The 16,143-nt window shown below is 36.0% G+C and carries 12 protein-coding genes; 5 read left to right on the top strand and 7 right to left on the bottom strand.

The features are described from left to right. Positions 1-109: 109 nt before the first annotated feature. From CDOM16189_RS07370 to CDOM16189_RS07355, 4 genes are read right to left on the bottom strand one after another with little or no spacing between them, the layout of a single operon-like run. Positions 110-685 carry a DedA family protein gene (locus CDOM16189_RS07370; protein ID WP_170000919.1) on the bottom strand — a complete coding sequence of 192 codons (576 nt, stop codon included), beginning with the start codon at positions 683-685 and terminating at the stop codon, positions 110-112. A gap of 9 nt (positions 686-694) precedes the next feature. Next, positions 695-1,285 carry a lipid-binding SYLF domain-containing protein gene (locus tag CDOM16189_RS07365; protein ID WP_170000918.1) on the bottom strand — a complete coding sequence of 197 codons (591 nt, stop codon included), beginning with the start codon at positions 1,283-1,285 and terminating at the stop codon, positions 695-697. Between the two features lie 8 nt (positions 1,286-1,293). Further along, the gene (gene rny / locus CDOM16189_RS07360; protein ID WP_169975093.1) at positions 1,294-2,847 is read right to left on the bottom strand and encodes a ribonuclease Y; all 1,554 of its coding nucleotides are present in this window, start codon (positions 2,845-2,847) and stop codon (positions 1,294-1,296) included. Next, on the bottom strand, positions 2,768-3,397 hold the full coding sequence (locus CDOM16189_RS07355) for a 5-formyltetrahydrofolate cyclo-ligase (protein WP_211436611.1): 630 nt from the start codon (positions 3,395-3,397) through the stop codon (positions 2,768-2,770). Before CDOM16189_RS07355 ends, rny begins: the two co-directional genes overlap by 80 nt. Positions 3,398-3,467: 70 nt before the next feature. Here CDOM16189_RS07355 and CDOM16189_RS07350 point away from each other — a divergent pair, with 70 nt between their 5' ends. Both CDOM16189_RS07350 and ftsY read left to right on the top strand, forming a co-directional pair. After that, entirely contained in the window at positions 3,468-4,103 is a 636-nt protein-coding gene (locus tag CDOM16189_RS07350; protein WP_169975091.1) for a TlpA family protein disulfide reductase, read from the top strand. After that, entirely contained in the window at positions 4,103-4,972 is an 870-nt protein-coding gene (ftsY, locus tag CDOM16189_RS07345; protein ID WP_169975090.1) for a signal recognition particle-docking protein FtsY, read from the top strand. Before CDOM16189_RS07350 ends, ftsY begins: the two co-directional genes overlap by 1 nt. Positions 4,973-5,002: 30 nt before the next feature. On the opposite strand, the gene brnQ is transcribed toward ftsY, so the two are convergent. Next, complete coding sequence (gene brnQ, locus CDOM16189_RS07340; RefSeq protein ID WP_169975088.1) at positions 5,003-6,334, bottom strand: branched-chain amino acid transport system II carrier protein; 1,332 nt, start codon at positions 6,332-6,334, stop codon at positions 5,003-5,005. Positions 6,335-6,544: 210 nt separating this feature from the next. Between brnQ and radA the strand changes: the two genes are divergently transcribed. From radA to CDOM16189_RS07325, 3 genes are all read left to right on the top strand, one after another. Further along, positions 6,545-7,885, top strand: a complete 1,341-nt coding sequence (gene radA / locus CDOM16189_RS07335) for a DNA repair protein RadA (RefSeq protein ID WP_169975086.1) — start codon at positions 6,545-6,547, stop codon at positions 7,883-7,885. 127 nt (positions 7,886-8,012) lie between these two features. Further along, positions 8,013-9,473: an MBOAT family O-acyltransferase gene (locus CDOM16189_RS07330; RefSeq protein WP_169975084.1), complete on the top strand. Its 1,461-nt coding sequence runs from the start codon at positions 8,013-8,015 to the stop codon at positions 9,471-9,473. Positions 9,474-9,482: 9 nt separating this feature from the next. Continuing rightward, positions 9,483-10,463, top strand: coding sequence for a hypothetical protein (locus tag CDOM16189_RS07325; protein WP_169975082.1), 981 nt, complete (start codon positions 9,483-9,485; stop codon positions 10,461-10,463). Between the two features lie 37 nt (positions 10,464-10,500). Here the strand turns inward: CDOM16189_RS07325 and CDOM16189_RS07320 are convergent, their stop codons facing one another. Both CDOM16189_RS07320 and CDOM16189_RS07315 read right to left on the bottom strand, forming a co-directional pair. Beyond that, positions 10,501-11,022: a hypothetical protein gene (locus CDOM16189_RS07320; RefSeq protein WP_169975080.1), complete on the bottom strand. Its 522-nt coding sequence runs from the start codon at positions 11,020-11,022 to the stop codon at positions 10,501-10,503. A gap of 119 nt (positions 11,023-11,141) precedes the next feature. Beyond that, complete coding sequence (locus tag CDOM16189_RS07315; protein WP_170000917.1) at positions 11,142-15,887, bottom strand: DUF4214 domain-containing protein; 4,746 nt, start codon at positions 15,885-15,887, stop codon at positions 11,142-11,144. Positions 15,888-16,143 lie beyond the last annotated feature (256 nt).

Raw genomic sequence — 16,143 nt, 5'->3', positions numbered from 1 at the left:
TAGTAAATTAAAAAACTTGCTTTCTATGAAGCGGAAATTGAAGTATATAGAAATGACGCTTAAACTAAGCTAAAAATTAGTCTAAGCGTATAAAATTTTAATCAAAATACTATTTTTGTCTAATATCCCTTTTTTTTGTAACTTTTTGTAGATACATCCAAATAGAAGCAAATAGAATAAACATTACTATAGGCATGATCCATCCATGAGAGCTAAAGTAAGAAATGGCATTTGTAAAAATTTCTCCCATATAAAAGCTTCCTACACCAAGAATAACAGCCCACACAATAGAGCTTATTACGTTTAAAATACTAAATTTGACAAAAGAATACTTTGTAAGTCCTATGGCGATAGGAACTAAGGTTTTTACACCATATATAAATTTTTGAATAAAAACTATCCTATCTCCATATTTTTTCATAAGTATATGAGAAAATGCTAATTTTCGCTTGTGGTTCTTTAAATAGGGCATTATCATATGTTTATTGTATCTGCTTAAATATATAAGCATAGTATCACCCAAAGCATTTGCTATGGATGCAACAATAATGCTTGTGGTCAAATCCATCTTGCCAGTATAGCTTAAAATTCCCGCAGCTATTATAGCCACCATTCCTCCGCCAAGAGAGTATAAAAATAAAATTGCATATCCATATGTGGATAGCGATGTAAACATTTCTTGCAAATTTTATCCTTAGAATTTAGAGAAAGAATTTAGTAGTGAAGAGTAGCCGTATGAATTTTTATTAAGTTCATTTGTATCGCTTTTTGATATCACGGCACCGCCAAAGCTAGCTCCTGCAAAAAATCCATCATTACTGGCATAAGCATATATACTGCTTGAAAATTTAAAATCACTAATTTTACCGTAGTTTTGACCTATCTCCCCAAATGCAAATGAAGCATCGGCTTTTAAAGTTATCTTGGCATCTTTAATATCAGAAACAATACTCTCTTTTAGTATAAAAATCACAAGCGAGCTATTTTCATATCCTATCTGAAGCCCTATACTTCCGCCACCTATACTAACAGACCAAATTTCACTAGGACTATATGGACTTCCAACAACCATAATACCATTGCCATGCATGCCCCCCAAAATCAATCCGACTTTAGTAACTTTAGGGAAGATAACCACGGCTTTTGCATTTTGCATTAACGCATTAATAGGTGCTCTATGATTTTTACGCATTGTTAGAGTAAATGAATTAGAAGCGTCAAGCACAAGCTCATCATTAGAAAACAATAATGAAATTCCAAAAATCAACATTAAAATTTTTTTCATCATATGACCTACTTCGCGAAATCTACAGCGCGAATCTCTCTAATAACATTTACTTTTATCTCGCCAGGATATTGTACTTTCTCTTCGATCTCTTGAGCTATCTCTTTAGCCACAAGCACCGCTTCATCATCGTTTATCAGCTTAGCATTGGCTATGACGCGTATCTCACGACCCGCATTTATAGCATAAGCTTGCTTTATACCGTTTTTACTCTTTGCTATCTCCTCTATCTCTTCAACGCGTTTTAAAAAGCTCTCAAGCACTTCGCGTCTAGCGCCAGGACGAGCTGCCGACAGAGTATCGGCCGCACACACAGCAGCACTCTCTACACTTGTAGCCTCTTCGTGCCCATGGTGAGCATATATGGCGTTTATTACGACCGGATGCTCTTTATAACGTTTGCAAATTTCAGCGCCAAGATCTACGTGACTTCCCTCATATTCATGTGTTAGTGCTTTGCCGATATCGTGAAGTATTCCAGCTCTTTTTGCGAGTTTCTCATCTCCACCTGTTTCAGCGGCGATAATTCCTGCAAGGTGAGCCACCTCAAGACTGTGAGCTAAAGCGTTTTGTCCGTAGCTTGCTCTAAATTTAAGCTTTCCTATAAGTTTAACAATCTCGGGATGCATCTTGCTAAGTCCTAGATCAATTACGATATTTTCACCTTCTTCTAAGATGCTAGCCTCAAATTCCTCGGTAACTTTTTTATGGATATCCTCTATCCTTGCCGGCTGGATTCTACCATCCTCAACCAAAAGCTCTATAACTCTTGTCGCAATCGCACGGCGATATAAATTAAAACTGCTTAAGATTATCGCATGCGGAGTGTCGTCTATAATGATATCTACGCCCAAAACCATCTCAAGGGTTTTTATATTACGCCCTTCTTTTCCGATGATTCTACCCTTTAGTTCGTCATTTTTAATATTTACGACATTTATTAGACGCTCGGCTGCAAATTCTCCGGCAAACCTCGATGTAGCCTGCGCAAGGATATAATTAACCCTCTTTTTAGCCTCTCTTTTAGCCTCTTCTTCATGTTTTCTAACTATATGAGCGATATCTGCGCGGCTCTTTTCCTCGACTTTCTTTAGCACCTCTTCCCTGGCCTCAGCCTCGGTAAGTCCTGCTGCATGTTCTAGCACCTTTAGCGCCTCTTGTAGTTTTACCTGATAGTTATTCTTTAGGCTTAAGCCCTCTTCGTATAAATTTTTAGCCTCCAGCTTAGATATATCAAGCTCGCTCTTGCTCTCTTTTAAAATTTCTTGTTCATTCAAAAGAGCCTGCTCTCTTTTGGTAAGTTCGTCAAATTTTTGGACATAATCTTTTTGAAGTTTTACCGTCTTATCGTCATACTTCTTTTTAGCTTCAAATTCAGCCTCTTGGACTGAAATTTTAGAATTTTTAAGCGTAAGCTCAGCTTCGTATTCTATCGCTTTTGCTTTTGCTTTTGCCTGCTCTAAAAATATATTGTAGTTAGCATCATTTATCTTTTTTGCTACAAGATACCCTGCGCCAGCGCCTACCGCACCAGCCCCCAATCCTACTAAAATCTCTATCATAGATTCCTCTTTTTATATAAATTTTTCTTGGGGTAATATAAAAATCACATTGAACATCGTGATCTTCAGTGATAATTTCATGTATAAAAGTATCTTTAATCTGAACAAATATCACAATAGGTCGGTAAGGCAAATCTCCAAAAAATCTATCATAAAAACCTTTACCATGCCCTATCCTAGCCATATTTCCGTCAACCCCAACGACAGGAATAATAGCTACGTCTATCCGTTTTTGGAAAAATTTGGTGCCAAGTGGCTCTTTTATGCCAAATTTAGAACACACTAACGGAAGTCTTGATTTTACCATTTTTAAGTTGAGATTTGACATAAATGGAATAAAAATTTCACCTTTCTTAACTAAAGTGCGCTTTAAAATATTCAAATTTGGTTCACTAGGAAGAGGACTAAAGATTAATACTCTTTTTGCATTAAATTTTTCAAGAAGTTTTAAAAGCGGCTTAAACATACCGTAATGCGAGCATCTGGCCCTAAATTTTAGCTCGGTTTTAAGCCTATTTTTAATATGTTTTCTAAAATTTTCTTTTTTCAAAATTTAACACTCATTTTATATACTTAAGATATAATTCAACCCAAATTTAAGACTTTAAGATAGGAATTATATGAAATTTAAACTCTCAATTATAGCACTTTTACTATTTTTTATAAGCGGATGCGAAAACGGTGAGAAAAAAAGCACACCATCATCTACCTCTGCTAAAACTGAAAATAACATAACCATAGTTACCAATACAACAGAAAGCAATAAAAACGATACAAAAGCTAAAGAAGTTAAGCAAGCAGAAGCACAAAAAGATACTATCAATAATGACCATATAGAGCTTACGCTTACAAACGAGCAAAAAATACAGCTTCAAAAATTTGAAAAAGGTTTAAAAGTCGAAAATAACAATCAGGCGATTTTGTTTAACTTTTTTGCCACATGGTGTCCTCCTTGCAAGGCGGAAATCCCTCATCTAAACAACCTTCAGGATAAATTTAGAGGCAAACTAAAAATCATAAGCGTCCTTATGGAGGATAAGACAAAAGAGGAGATAGAGGCCTTTATCAATAGATACAAAATCAAATTTGACGTAACATACGGCGAAAATAATTTTAACTTTGCAAAATCTCTTGGTGGGGTTATTGGCATACCTTATATGATTTTATATAGAGCCGATGGCACATACGCGACTCACTATGTTGGCTTGGTTCCAGAAGAGATGCTAGAAAATGATATATTAAAGGTAATAAACTGATGTTTGGATTTTTAAAAAGAGGTCTTGATAAGACATTAGAGGCTATAAGATCATCTAAGCCAGCCGATAAAAAAATATCAAAAAACGCACTTGAAGAAATTTTGCTAGAAGCGGATGTGGATTATGAGATAGTAGAGGAAATTTTATACTATCTGCCACCTCAAGACGAAGTAAAAAAAGATGATTTAAAAAGAATTTTAAACACATATTTTATATATGAAAATGCGGCTCAAATCAAACAAGATAAGCCATTCGTAGAAATTATTCTTGGCGTAAACGGAGCAGGCAAGACAACCACGATAGCAAAGCTTGCAAATTTATATAAAAATTCAAACAAAAGCGTTATTCTAGGCGCTTGTGATACATTTAGAGCAGGAGCCATAGAGCAGCTTAGACAGTGGTCGATTCGCCTAAATGTGCCTATAGTCGCCACACAGCAAGGGCATGATCCATCAGCAGTAGCTTTTGATACGATAAGCTCCGCAATAGCTAAAAACATAGATAATGTCATCCTAGATACTGCCGGACGCTTGCAGAATCAAACAAATTTAGCAAATGAGCTTAGCAAGATCGTAAGAATAAGCCAAAAAGCCTATGAAAATGCACCACACCGCAAAATTTTGATCTTAGACGGAACTCAAGGCAATGCCGGTCTAGCCCAAGCAAAAGCATTTAACGATATAGTAAAGCTTGATGGGGTTATAATAACCAAGCTTGATGGCACTCCAAAAGGAGGTGCTTTATTTGGTGTGGCAAGAGACTTAGAGCTTCCTATTTTATTTATAGGCGCAGGCGAAAAGATGGATGATCTGATAAAATTTGAACCTAAGGAATTTATAGATACTTTAGTAGATGAAATTTATAGTTAAAATTCGGCGAAAATATCGCCGAATTTACTCTTAATAGCTTCCTTCTCTCTTATGAAACATTAAATATGATATATAACTAAGCGCAAATACTACCAAGCTAGGCACTATCCAACCAAGCATAGAGTCATAAAACGGCATAGTCTTAACAAAAGGAGTCAAAAAAGGTATAGATATATTTATAATATCAAGTCCGTTTACTACTCCGATAATTACACAAGTATATACGCAGGATCTATAAACTATCTTGCTTGAGTCTATTATCGGATTTATTAGAGATAAAATTATTAAAATTATCGATACAGGATATATGGCCACAAGAACCGGAATGCTACCTTTTATAATGGTAGTAAGCCCGAAATTTGCCACCGCAAAACCGATTAAACACCATAAAATTACCCAAGTTTTATATTTTACCTTGCCTTTACTTAGCTCCTCAAAATACTCGCTAGCAGAAGTTATAAGCCCTAAAGTAGTTGTAAGACAAGCTAGCAAAAATGCGCTTCCTAGTATTACGACACCGATTTTACCGAAATAGTGATCACTTATTTTAGAGAGCAAAGCGGCTCCATTGATATCCGGAGTATCCTTAAAAAGCTCTCCTGATGTAGCACCCAAGTAACCAAGCATCAAATATATCACCATCAATATTATTCCCGCCATCATACCGGCTTTTATCGTAGATACAACTAGATGCCTCTCGTTTTTTACGCCTACATCCTTAATGGCATTTATAACTATAATTCCGAAAGCCAAAGACGCAAGAGCATCCATAGTCTGATAGCCCTCGACAAACCCTTTTGATGCCGAGTGATTTACATAATCTCCCATAGGAGCGGTAAATTCGCCTATCGGATATAAAAATCCCGCCCCAAAAAGCAAAAGTATCAGCAATAAAAGAAGCGGAGTGAGATATCTGCCAAGAAGCTTTACAAGAGCCGAAGGATTAAGACAGATATAGTAATTTAAAGCAAAATATACTGCCGAATATACAAACAACCAAATTTGCAAGCTACCATCAGGCACAAAAGGCTTGATAGCGATATCAAATGGCATATTTGCAGCTCTTGGTATCGCAAAAAGCGGTCCTATCGTAAGATATAAAAGCGCAGTAAATACAAAGGCAAATACAGGATCTATTCGCCTAACTAAATTTTGCAAGCCTTTAGCTCTAGCTATGCCTGCTACTCCAAGCACTGGAAGCAATACGGCTGTAGCACAAAAGAACATAATAGCCATATAAAAATTATCTCCGGCCTCTTTGCCTAAATTTGGAGGAAAGATAAAATTTCCCGCTCCAAAAAACATAGCAAAGAGTGTTAAAGATATAGCCATAAACTGTTTTTTACTTAAACCAGGTTTCATAAGACACTCCATTAAAACTTTTAATCATGAATTATATTTTTATTAAGTTTAAAAATTATTTATTATATTGATATTTCTTAAAAAATTTTAATTTATGTTTCATTTTGAAATTCAAATAGCTAATTTATTGATATTTAGATCAAATTTATACGCCATTTAAAGCAATAGTAAATTTTATAAATCTTAAGTATAATTTCAAAAAGGATAAAAATGGCGAAAGCAAAAACTATTTTTGAATGTCAAGCATGTGGGAATCAGCAGAGTAAATGGGTAGGCAAATGCCCAGAATGCGGCTCTTGGGATAGCTTTATGGAGCTTAATCAAACTCAGATAAAAGTGTTAAATGAGATCTCAAAAGCTTCAAGCTCACAAACTCTTGCAAAAGAGATAAAAGATATAAAGATCGAGCAAATTTCACGCATAAGTACACAGGATAAAGAGCTTGATTTGGTGCTTGGCGGAGGGATAGTGGAAGGCTCACTAGTATTAATCGGCGGAAGCCCGGGCATAGGCAAATCGACCTTGCTTCTAAAAATCGCTTCAAATTTAGCCTCGCAAGACAAAAAAACCCTTTATGTAAGCGGTGAAGAGAGCGCAAGCCAGATCAAAATCAGAGCCGATAGGCTAAATGCAGTGCAAGACGGACTTTTTCTACTCACTGAAATTTTACTTGAAAACATCATGGCTGAAGTTAGAAAAAATGATTATAAAGTACTTGTTATCGACTCCATCCAGACGCTTTATTCTGAAAAGATAGCTTCAGCTCCTGGCTCAGTATCGCAAGTGCGCGAGATAACTTTTGAGCTTATGCGCCTAGCCAAAAACGAAAATATCTGCGTTTTTATCATCGGACACATTACCAAAGACGGCTCTATCGCAGGGCCTAGGATACTTGAACACATGGTGGATGTGGTGCTTTACTTCGAAGGTGATGCAAGCCGCGAACTTAGGATGCTAAGAGGGTTTAAAAATCGCTTCGGCTCGACTAGTGAAGTTGGAATTTTTGAGATGACTCCTCAAGGACTCGTAAGCGCAAATGACGTCTCAAGCAAATTTTTTACACGTGGTAAGGCGGTTAGCGGCTCTGCGATCACTATCATAATGGAAGGCTCGCGCGCTTTAAGCGTTGAAATTCAAGCTTTGGTTTGCGAAAGCAGTTATCCGAAACGAAGCAGTACGGGATACGAGAAAAACCGCCTTGATATGCTGCTGGCGCTTCTTGAACGCAAGCTAGAAATTCCGCTTGGACACTATGATGTGTTTATAAACGTTTCAGGCGGAGTAAAAGTTAGCGAAACGGCGGCTGATTTAGCCGTAATGGCAGCTATCATAAGCAGCTTTAAAAATCGTCCAATCAGTAAAGAGAGTGTATTTATAGGTGAGCTTAGCCTAAATGGTGAGATAAGAGAAGTTTTTAACCTCGATCAGCGCCTTAAAGAAGCCAAAACACAGAAATTTAAAAATGCTATCATCCCTTCAAAACCACTTGACAGCCAAGGACTAAAGTGCTTCATCACAAGCGATATCACTCAAGTTTTAGAGTGGATGTAGGGATATAAATACAAGCATATAATATATTGCAAAAAACGGCATGTTTAGTTATAATCTCCAATTTATCTAAACCATTCAAAATATATAAACAAGGTTTATTATGCGAAGAAATTTTAGGCATTAAGAGATGCTATTTAATAGCTATGAATTTATATTTATATTTTTACCAATAACATTTTTTATATACTTCTTTTTGAACTCTAAAAGACTAACCAAAGCTTCAAAGATTTTTTTAATAGTCTCATCTCTGTTTTTCTATAGCTGGTGGAATATCATATATCTACCTCTTATAATCATCTCGGTATTATTTAATTATGCCATAGGCTTACTGCTTACTAAACACTCCAGATATACCAAAAGACAAAGAAAGCTGCTACTTACAACAGGAATAGTAGCAAATATAAGTTTACTAGGCTACTTTAAATACTCTGATTTTTTTATTTCTAACATAAATTTTTTATTTAGCAGCGACATTTCACTCCTAAATTTAACCTTGCCACTAGCGATATCATTCTTCTCTTTTCAGCAAATAGCTTATCTTATCGACTCATACAAAAACGAAACTAAAGAGTATAGCTTTATAAACTACTGCATATTTATTACCTTTTTTCCTCAGCTCATAGCAGGTCCGATAGTCCATCATAGAGAGATGATGCCTTATTTTGAAAGTGCAAAAACCAAAATAATAAACTATAAAAACATATCAAAAGGGATATATGTTTTTTCTATCGGGCTATTTAAAAAAGTGGTCATAGCCGACTCTTTTTCGATATGGGCCACTAATGGCTTTGACGTTGCACAGACACTATCTTTGCTAGAAGCTTGGGCTACTTCACTCTCATATACATTTCAGCTATATTTTGACTTTAGCGGATATTGCGATATGGCTATAGGAGCCGCTCTGCTTTTTAATATCAAACTTCCTGTTAATTTCAACTCACCCTACAAAGCGACGAACATCCAAGACTTCTGGAGACGCTGGCATATCACACTTTCTAAATTTTTAAGAGATTATATCTATATACCGCTTGGCGGGAATAGACAAGGTGAAGCAAAAACCTATGTAAACTTAATGGCTACATTTTTGATAGGAGGTATATGGCATGGCGCAGGTTGGACATTTATATTCTGGGGATTTTTACACGGTTTAGCCCTAGTGGTTTTTAGAATCTGGGGTAAGTATTCTATCAAACTAAATAAAATACTAGCTTGGATATTGACATTTAACTTTATAAATATCACTTGGGTATTTTTTAGAGCCAAAGAGTGGGGAGACGCCATAAAAGTTTTAAAAGGAATGTGTGGCTTTAGCTCCGTGACCCTGCCTAATTTCCTATCGGACCACCTGCACTGTTTATCGGCTTACGGTGTAAAATTCGCAAACACATTTCTAGCGATAGGAGGTGATAAAAATATGATAGCATATATAATCTTTGCTTTTATCTTAACTTTGACACAAAAAAATAGTATAGAAAAAACCAATAGCCTGATACTAAACTATAAGACATACACAGTTGCGGCTTTTATGTTCGTTTGTTCGATTATTCTCTTAAAACAAGAGTCTGAATTTTTGTATTTTAATTTTTAGGCGGATGCGGTGCAACCAAAGAGATGGATAAGAAATTTTACTATAGTTTCGATACTCTTTTTATTGTCATATCAACTATATGACATAGTAGTAAAAAATATGAAGATTCTAAGCGTAAAAAGTACGGATATAGTATATTTTTCAGATAGTGTTATGAGATCTCACGCGGCATGTGAAGCTAACAAAAGCGCTATAGATGACATCATAAGAGATAACGGGATAGACATCATAAATATAGACCACGGAGCATACTCGCCTATAATATATAAAAACTATATAAAAACCCTACCAAGCAATACTCGAGTCATTATACCTATAAATATAAGAAGCTTCTCGGAAGAGTGGTTTGATAGACCATCATATAAATTTTATAAAGAGAGAATCCGTCTAGCTATCCTAAGTCTTGATATAGTAGATATTGTATCTATACTAAAAGAGTATGTATCAAACGCTTTCATTGACTACGAAAAAATTATAGTAACAAGAAAAAATCAAAACTTAGGAAAAATCAAAGATATAGAGAAACTTACCAAGATAGAAAAAGATATATACTGCGATTCTAATAGCAGCTTTCTGCAAGACAATCTATACAAAGATAAATTATCAATCAAATACAAATACCACTATGCTTATAATCTTGCCAATACTCATAAAATGTTTCGCTATCTCGACGAGATAATAAACTATGCCGATAAGAAAAATATAAAAATACTATTTTATATAACACCTATAAATTTTGAACACTTAAATATTTTTTTAGAAAAAGAATTTCTAGAAATCATAGAAAACAATATCAATACTATTATAAACTACTTACAAACCAAAAATGCCACTTTTATAAATTTGTCAAAAGAGATAAACGGAAGCGACTTTATAGATAGGCAGCATGCATGCGAACATCTTAATTTTCGCGGAAGAAAATTTATAGCAGATACCATAAGCGAGCATAAATTTATCAAACCACAGCTGCCAACAAAAACAACACCGTAAAAATCAAAGCAAGACAAAGTCTATGCTTTGATAAAAGCTAAATTTTAGATAGTAAATTTGTAAGCAGGCTATTTTCTAGTTGATCTATCCTTGAGTTATCTCTACTAACAAGGGCATCCTGATAGCTGGCACTAAATTTATCTATCTCTTTAAATGTCTCATCTTTTAAATTTTGTTTAAATTCTCTATATTTAGCTTTAAGTTCAAGCTTTTCCATAGCATTATATCTACCACTGGTAAGATTATTTTTTAACTCTTGATATGCTTCTTTAAGCTTGAAGTTCATCTCATCTATCATAATTTTTTGTTTATAGTTAACTACATGAATCATAGTATGCATACTTGGAACTTCTTGTATATACAGCTCGTATTTTTTGGCTTCGTATACTTTTTGTAGTTCTTTTTGTTCTTTATAAAATTCGTTGGCTAATCTAGTTTGAATTTCTTGATTTGACTCGCTATTTGTTTTTTTTACATAGTTTGAAAAAAGCTCGTCATAACTTTTAGTATATGCTCTACCTAGAGCTGATATTTGTTTTTGTATATTTTGTATCTGCATCTTAATCTCCTTTTGCAGAGAAGAAGAAGCAAAAAATGTTCCATTTTTTATAAATAAATATAAATAAAAGCCCCTCCATTACCGGAGAGGCTTAAATTATCTATACCATTAGGTTTTTATTAACCTATAGCAATATAGTTAGCCGCACCGCCGCCGCCGACAGCCTCTAGTCCTTGTACGCCTGTTAGACCGGCTAGTTCAACTACAGTATCGGTTGTTCCGTCTTGGAATACGAAAGTAGACTGATCTTGAGTAGTTGTTAAATCACCGTCTTTGTCATACGCAAATGCAAGAGTGATACCTTTACCATTAAATTTATCAGCAAGCAATGCCAATACATTAGCAAGATGTGCTTCATCAACAACATTATAAGCTACAGCAGCTTTATTTTCTGTTTTTTCAAATGTAACAAGACCATGAGCATCAACAGTTAGACTTACTATATCTCCATGACCTACAACATCTTGCTTGCCTGCAGCACTCGCAATAGTAACTTCGGCAGCATTAAAAGCAAGAGCAAGGTCAAGAGAGTCTTTACCCGCAACACCGACTTTATTGCCTTCTGTTAAGGTATCACTTGCACCGGCTGAGGCGTCAAAAGCATAAATAACATCATACGCTTTAGCTGTTGACTCACCGTCGGCTATCTTGACTGTATCTTGTTTTCCGTCTAATACAAGTGTGCGGTTATTCATTACAAATACATCTGCACCTTGACCACCTTGGAAGAAGTCTGACTCCATGCCACCCACAGCAGCGTCATTTCCAGCACCACCAGTAAATGTAAGAGCTGCACCGTCGTTAGTAACGATAGCTACATCATTGCCTTTACCGCCATTAATAGTAAGAGAATTTGCAGTTGGAGTTACGCCTTTAATTAACCAGAAGTCATTATTGTCAGTAGGAGTTTGACCCGCTCCTAAGGTATCAATATCACCAATCTCTTTAGCTACTCTACCGTCAAGAACAGTAGCGTTAGATATATCATTAAGACCTTTCCATTGGAATTTGAGAGTAGAACCCTCTCCTACCGCTATCCATTGATCTATGTGGTTAGCTGCTCCCAGCGCTTCATCAATATCTTTTACAAAACTGTTATCAACCATAGGAGTTACAACTCCGCCAACTGCTGCTTGAGCTGCTGTAATAGCTGCGGTTAATAAAGTATCAAGCTCACCACCATCTACAAGATTATCACCATCAGTATCCGCAGCTACAAGAGCAGCCGTAGTAATTTTATTTATCTCATCTACGATTGTTTTTTTGGCGGCAGCAAGAATAGCTTGAACCTCAGTATCACTAATGCCAGCAAATCTAGCATCAGAAGATGTAAGAGCATTTTCAAGATTAGTTAAGGTATAATCTGCAACTTTTTGTTTAATCAAATCTAAAGCAGCAGCAGCAGCATGTGTATCATCAGCCCAACCAGCTTTTATAGCTGTAACAAAAGGACCACCTGCGGCAGTTTGAAAGTCAGAACCTGCAGCATTTGCAATGGCTGTTGCTACCGCTGTATTAACAGCAGTAATTTTACTTGGAAGCAATTGATTTGCTGTAGATAGCGCAAGACCGGCTGTCTCGTCATTTCCGTTAGGGAAAATTGTTATCTGAGCAGCGCCTGATGTCTTAGTAACAGTTGTAGTTGCATTTGGAACAGGTGCTCCGCCTCCATTTTTATTATCTGTAAATTTATCAAAACCTCCGCCTAAATCTACAGAGTCACTACCATCTCTAGTTATAACAATATCACCACCTTCGCCTAGTTTAATAATATTGTCACCTAGATCAGCATTAATGACGTTATTGCCGTCACCAGCTGTTATATAGTCTGATTGAGAAGAGCCAGTAATAGTGTTATTGCCGTTTCCTGCTGTAATATGAATTAATTTACCACCAGAACCCAACGCATCAAATGTATTATTTCCATCAGCCAAGATAACTTGAGCATTGTCTCCAAGGCTGTTTACCGTAGAGTTTAAGTTACCAACTACACCACTAGCATCAAATTTTGTAAGGACAGAGTTGATTCCATCTCCTGTAACGATACCTGTTGTTAAATTTCCTTTAGTAGAAAGTGTGATGGTTGATAAATCTTTGCCTGTAATTCCATCTATAGTTGTTTCTGTAGCGGTTACAGCAGCAGAAACTGGAGTTACAGCTTTCTCGGCTCTATCATTGGATACATTTAAGTTAAATGTTTTAGTTCCGTTAACATAAATTTGACCTACATTATAGTTGTTAGCGGAAATCATTTTAACATCATCAAGAGCTGCGTTGATATTAACATCAAGAGTTTCTGATGCATTCTTCTTCAGCCATACACCGTTAAATGTGTGATCTCTGTCTTCGTTGGCAGCTTTAAAATCTGTATCACTCTTGTATAGGTCACCGGAGAAGTTAAGCTCTGAAATATTAGATTCAGCTATAGTGACAAGATCGCTTGTATCAATCTTTGTAGATGCATCTGATAGGTGTTGCGCTACTTTATTTCCGAGTATCTTGTCGTTATGAGCAGTTGATTGTCCAGATATAAATACCAATTTACCAAAGTCTCCACCTGCTATATCAAGCTCAATACTGCTTGTAGAAGCTAAATGCAGAGTTTCCACTCCGGTTACATTAAGCGTAGTGTCTGCTGACAATACAGCTCTAAGAACATCATCACCTGCACCACCTACTACTTTGTCTTTGCTAGTTAAATAGCCTTCTCCTGTAAATGTTACAACATCGTTACCTTCACCAAGTGTGATAGACTGATCGGCATCTCCTTTGCCTACGCCCTTGCCTACAGCTTGAATTCTAAGGTCGCCTAGATATCCTGCCGCATTTACAGTAGGTGATACTACGTTATCTATAGTATATGTATTGCCACTTTTACCACCAGAAATCTCAAGAAGTTTTTCATTAGTCTCAAGAATAACTGTGTTATCCTCGCTGTCACTATCTACAAGATTTATGGTTTCTACACCTGCAGTTTTTATCTTATAATTAAATTCTGTTGTTCTATTTGGAGCATTTACAACTTCGATATTAAGCTTGTCGTCTTTAGCTGTAGGATCTTTTAGATTAATCTCTAATAGAACGTTATAAGCTTGATTTATTTTTGGTTCTGTAACAGAATGCTCAATAATAAATTTCTTATTATCGGCAAAATCTTTTGTTACGTTATTGAAAGTAAACGTAGATGCATTACCAAGAACTTCAGGTACTACCAAACCCTTGCCATCGATATGCTCAGGAACATATGTATTATTCTCATCGCGCACAATAACCTGATCTAAAGTATTATCAAATGCATCAAAGTCAACTTTTATTGCATCAGTACCTTGTGTTCTTAGTTCCAAAGATTCAATATTCGTAACTTTTGCGATTTTTTTATCGGCATTCTTGCCAATATCGCCTGAAACAACTACGAATTTATCTTTACCTTCACCACCATCTAATGTCAATCTACCGCCTATAGCTTTAGATGTATAGAAAGTATCGTCTTTAGCAGTTCCTATAATAGTTGTATCTTTTTTAGTCGCAGAATCAGCGGTATCTACCCAATCTTTAGCTATGCGAGAAATATCCACTGTCATCTTGCCATTAAGCTTAGATGCATCAAGTTTCTCGAAATAGTTTGTGTTATTGGCTTCAACACCACCATATTTAGAACTGAGAGCATTATATTCTTTTTCTTTATCGGATGTTAGCATTGCTATTTCCAAATTACCATCGCCGGAAATATTTAATACTCTTAAATCTGCAACAGACAGAGTATTGATATCCACACCACTCTTAGCCACTAGATCAAGAGTCTCATATCCTTCTCTCTCAGAATCATTTCCTCTAGAAGTTATAATAATACTATTGGCATTTACATCGGCAAGCTCTAGTAGACCTTTATCGTCTGTAGCATTCAATATGCCTTGTTTAAATTCAAACATAGCACTATCATTAGAGTCATCTAGGTTAGCTACTCTCATACCCTCAAGTTTTGAGCTGATATTATCAACAGTAAACATGGTGTCAGCGCCACCATCAGCATTATTTGTAAAGTGATGAAGATTAACTTTTGTTAAGCTATCGGCATAGCGTAAATCCAAATGATTTACATTACCTGTAAGTTTAGCATTAAGGTATTGAATATTTACAAGATTTGGTGTTCTAGCTGTTCCTGTGCCTTCATCGGCATTTTCTTGACCTAGAGTAGCGTTAAGGGTATTGTCTGATCTACCTACTATACCTATTAGCTTATCTTCGTCTTGAAGAGAAGGGATATAGTCTGTTCCGCCAGGGTTATAAACCATAGGAGCTTCAAAAACGTTAGCTACTTTTTCCTCTTGAAGAGCAGTTAAAGTCTCTACCTTGCCAGGATTAGTAGGAGTAGAAATCCAAGCATCCAAAGCTACACTATCTACGTAAGCTTTAGCAACATCTACACCTTCTTTAGCCGCTTTATCAAGAGCTTCTACATAAACAGAGCGATGTGTTCCCATCACAGCCTCGTCTTTATCAGCCAAATAATCAGATACAGCAACTTTTGCGTTGAATGTAGGCTCATTCTTTTCTGCAGCTTTTATCATCTCAGATACGATAAATCCGCGCGCATTACCTTTTTCCAAAGCAGAAACCCAGAAATTAAACCCTTCTGCTTCTGCCGCTCTACCGAAAACATTCTCATAGATATGATTAACGAATTTAGCATTAGTATCAATGCTGCTTCCGAAAAACGCTTTTGCTGACTCGTCATTTAACATGTTAGTAGCAGCTTCGGTCATATTTGGCTGAGTTTTCTGCCAAAATTTACTTCCTGAACTTTCAGATGCTCTTCCGAAAAGAGTAACGTAAAGTTGAGAAACCTGTGTTTTTGTTAAAGCCATAAGGACTCCTTATAAAATAAAATTTGGTAGTTGCAAAGGCTATCTCTAGTAGAACCAACCGAGATAAGGTAATCGCAGATGAGCCTACTAGATTTGCTCTCTGTGCTACCTACTATCGATAGTACTTTTACAAATACTTAAGAGGCTATTATAACATAAAAACTTACAAAATAGTTTAATTTTTGATTAAAAGTAGCGTAAATTCAATAGAAAGTATCAAAAATTTATTATATTTTTTTAATTAGTCTGGCACTTA

The sequence above is a fragment of the Campylobacter sp. RM16189 genome (assembly GCF_012978815.1).
In the GTDB taxonomy this organism is placed as follows: domain Bacteria; phylum Campylobacterota; class Campylobacteria; order Campylobacterales; family Campylobacteraceae; genus Campylobacter_A.
Note: the sequence above shows the minus strand (reverse complement) of the source record. Positions and strands in the feature narration are given on the sequence as shown.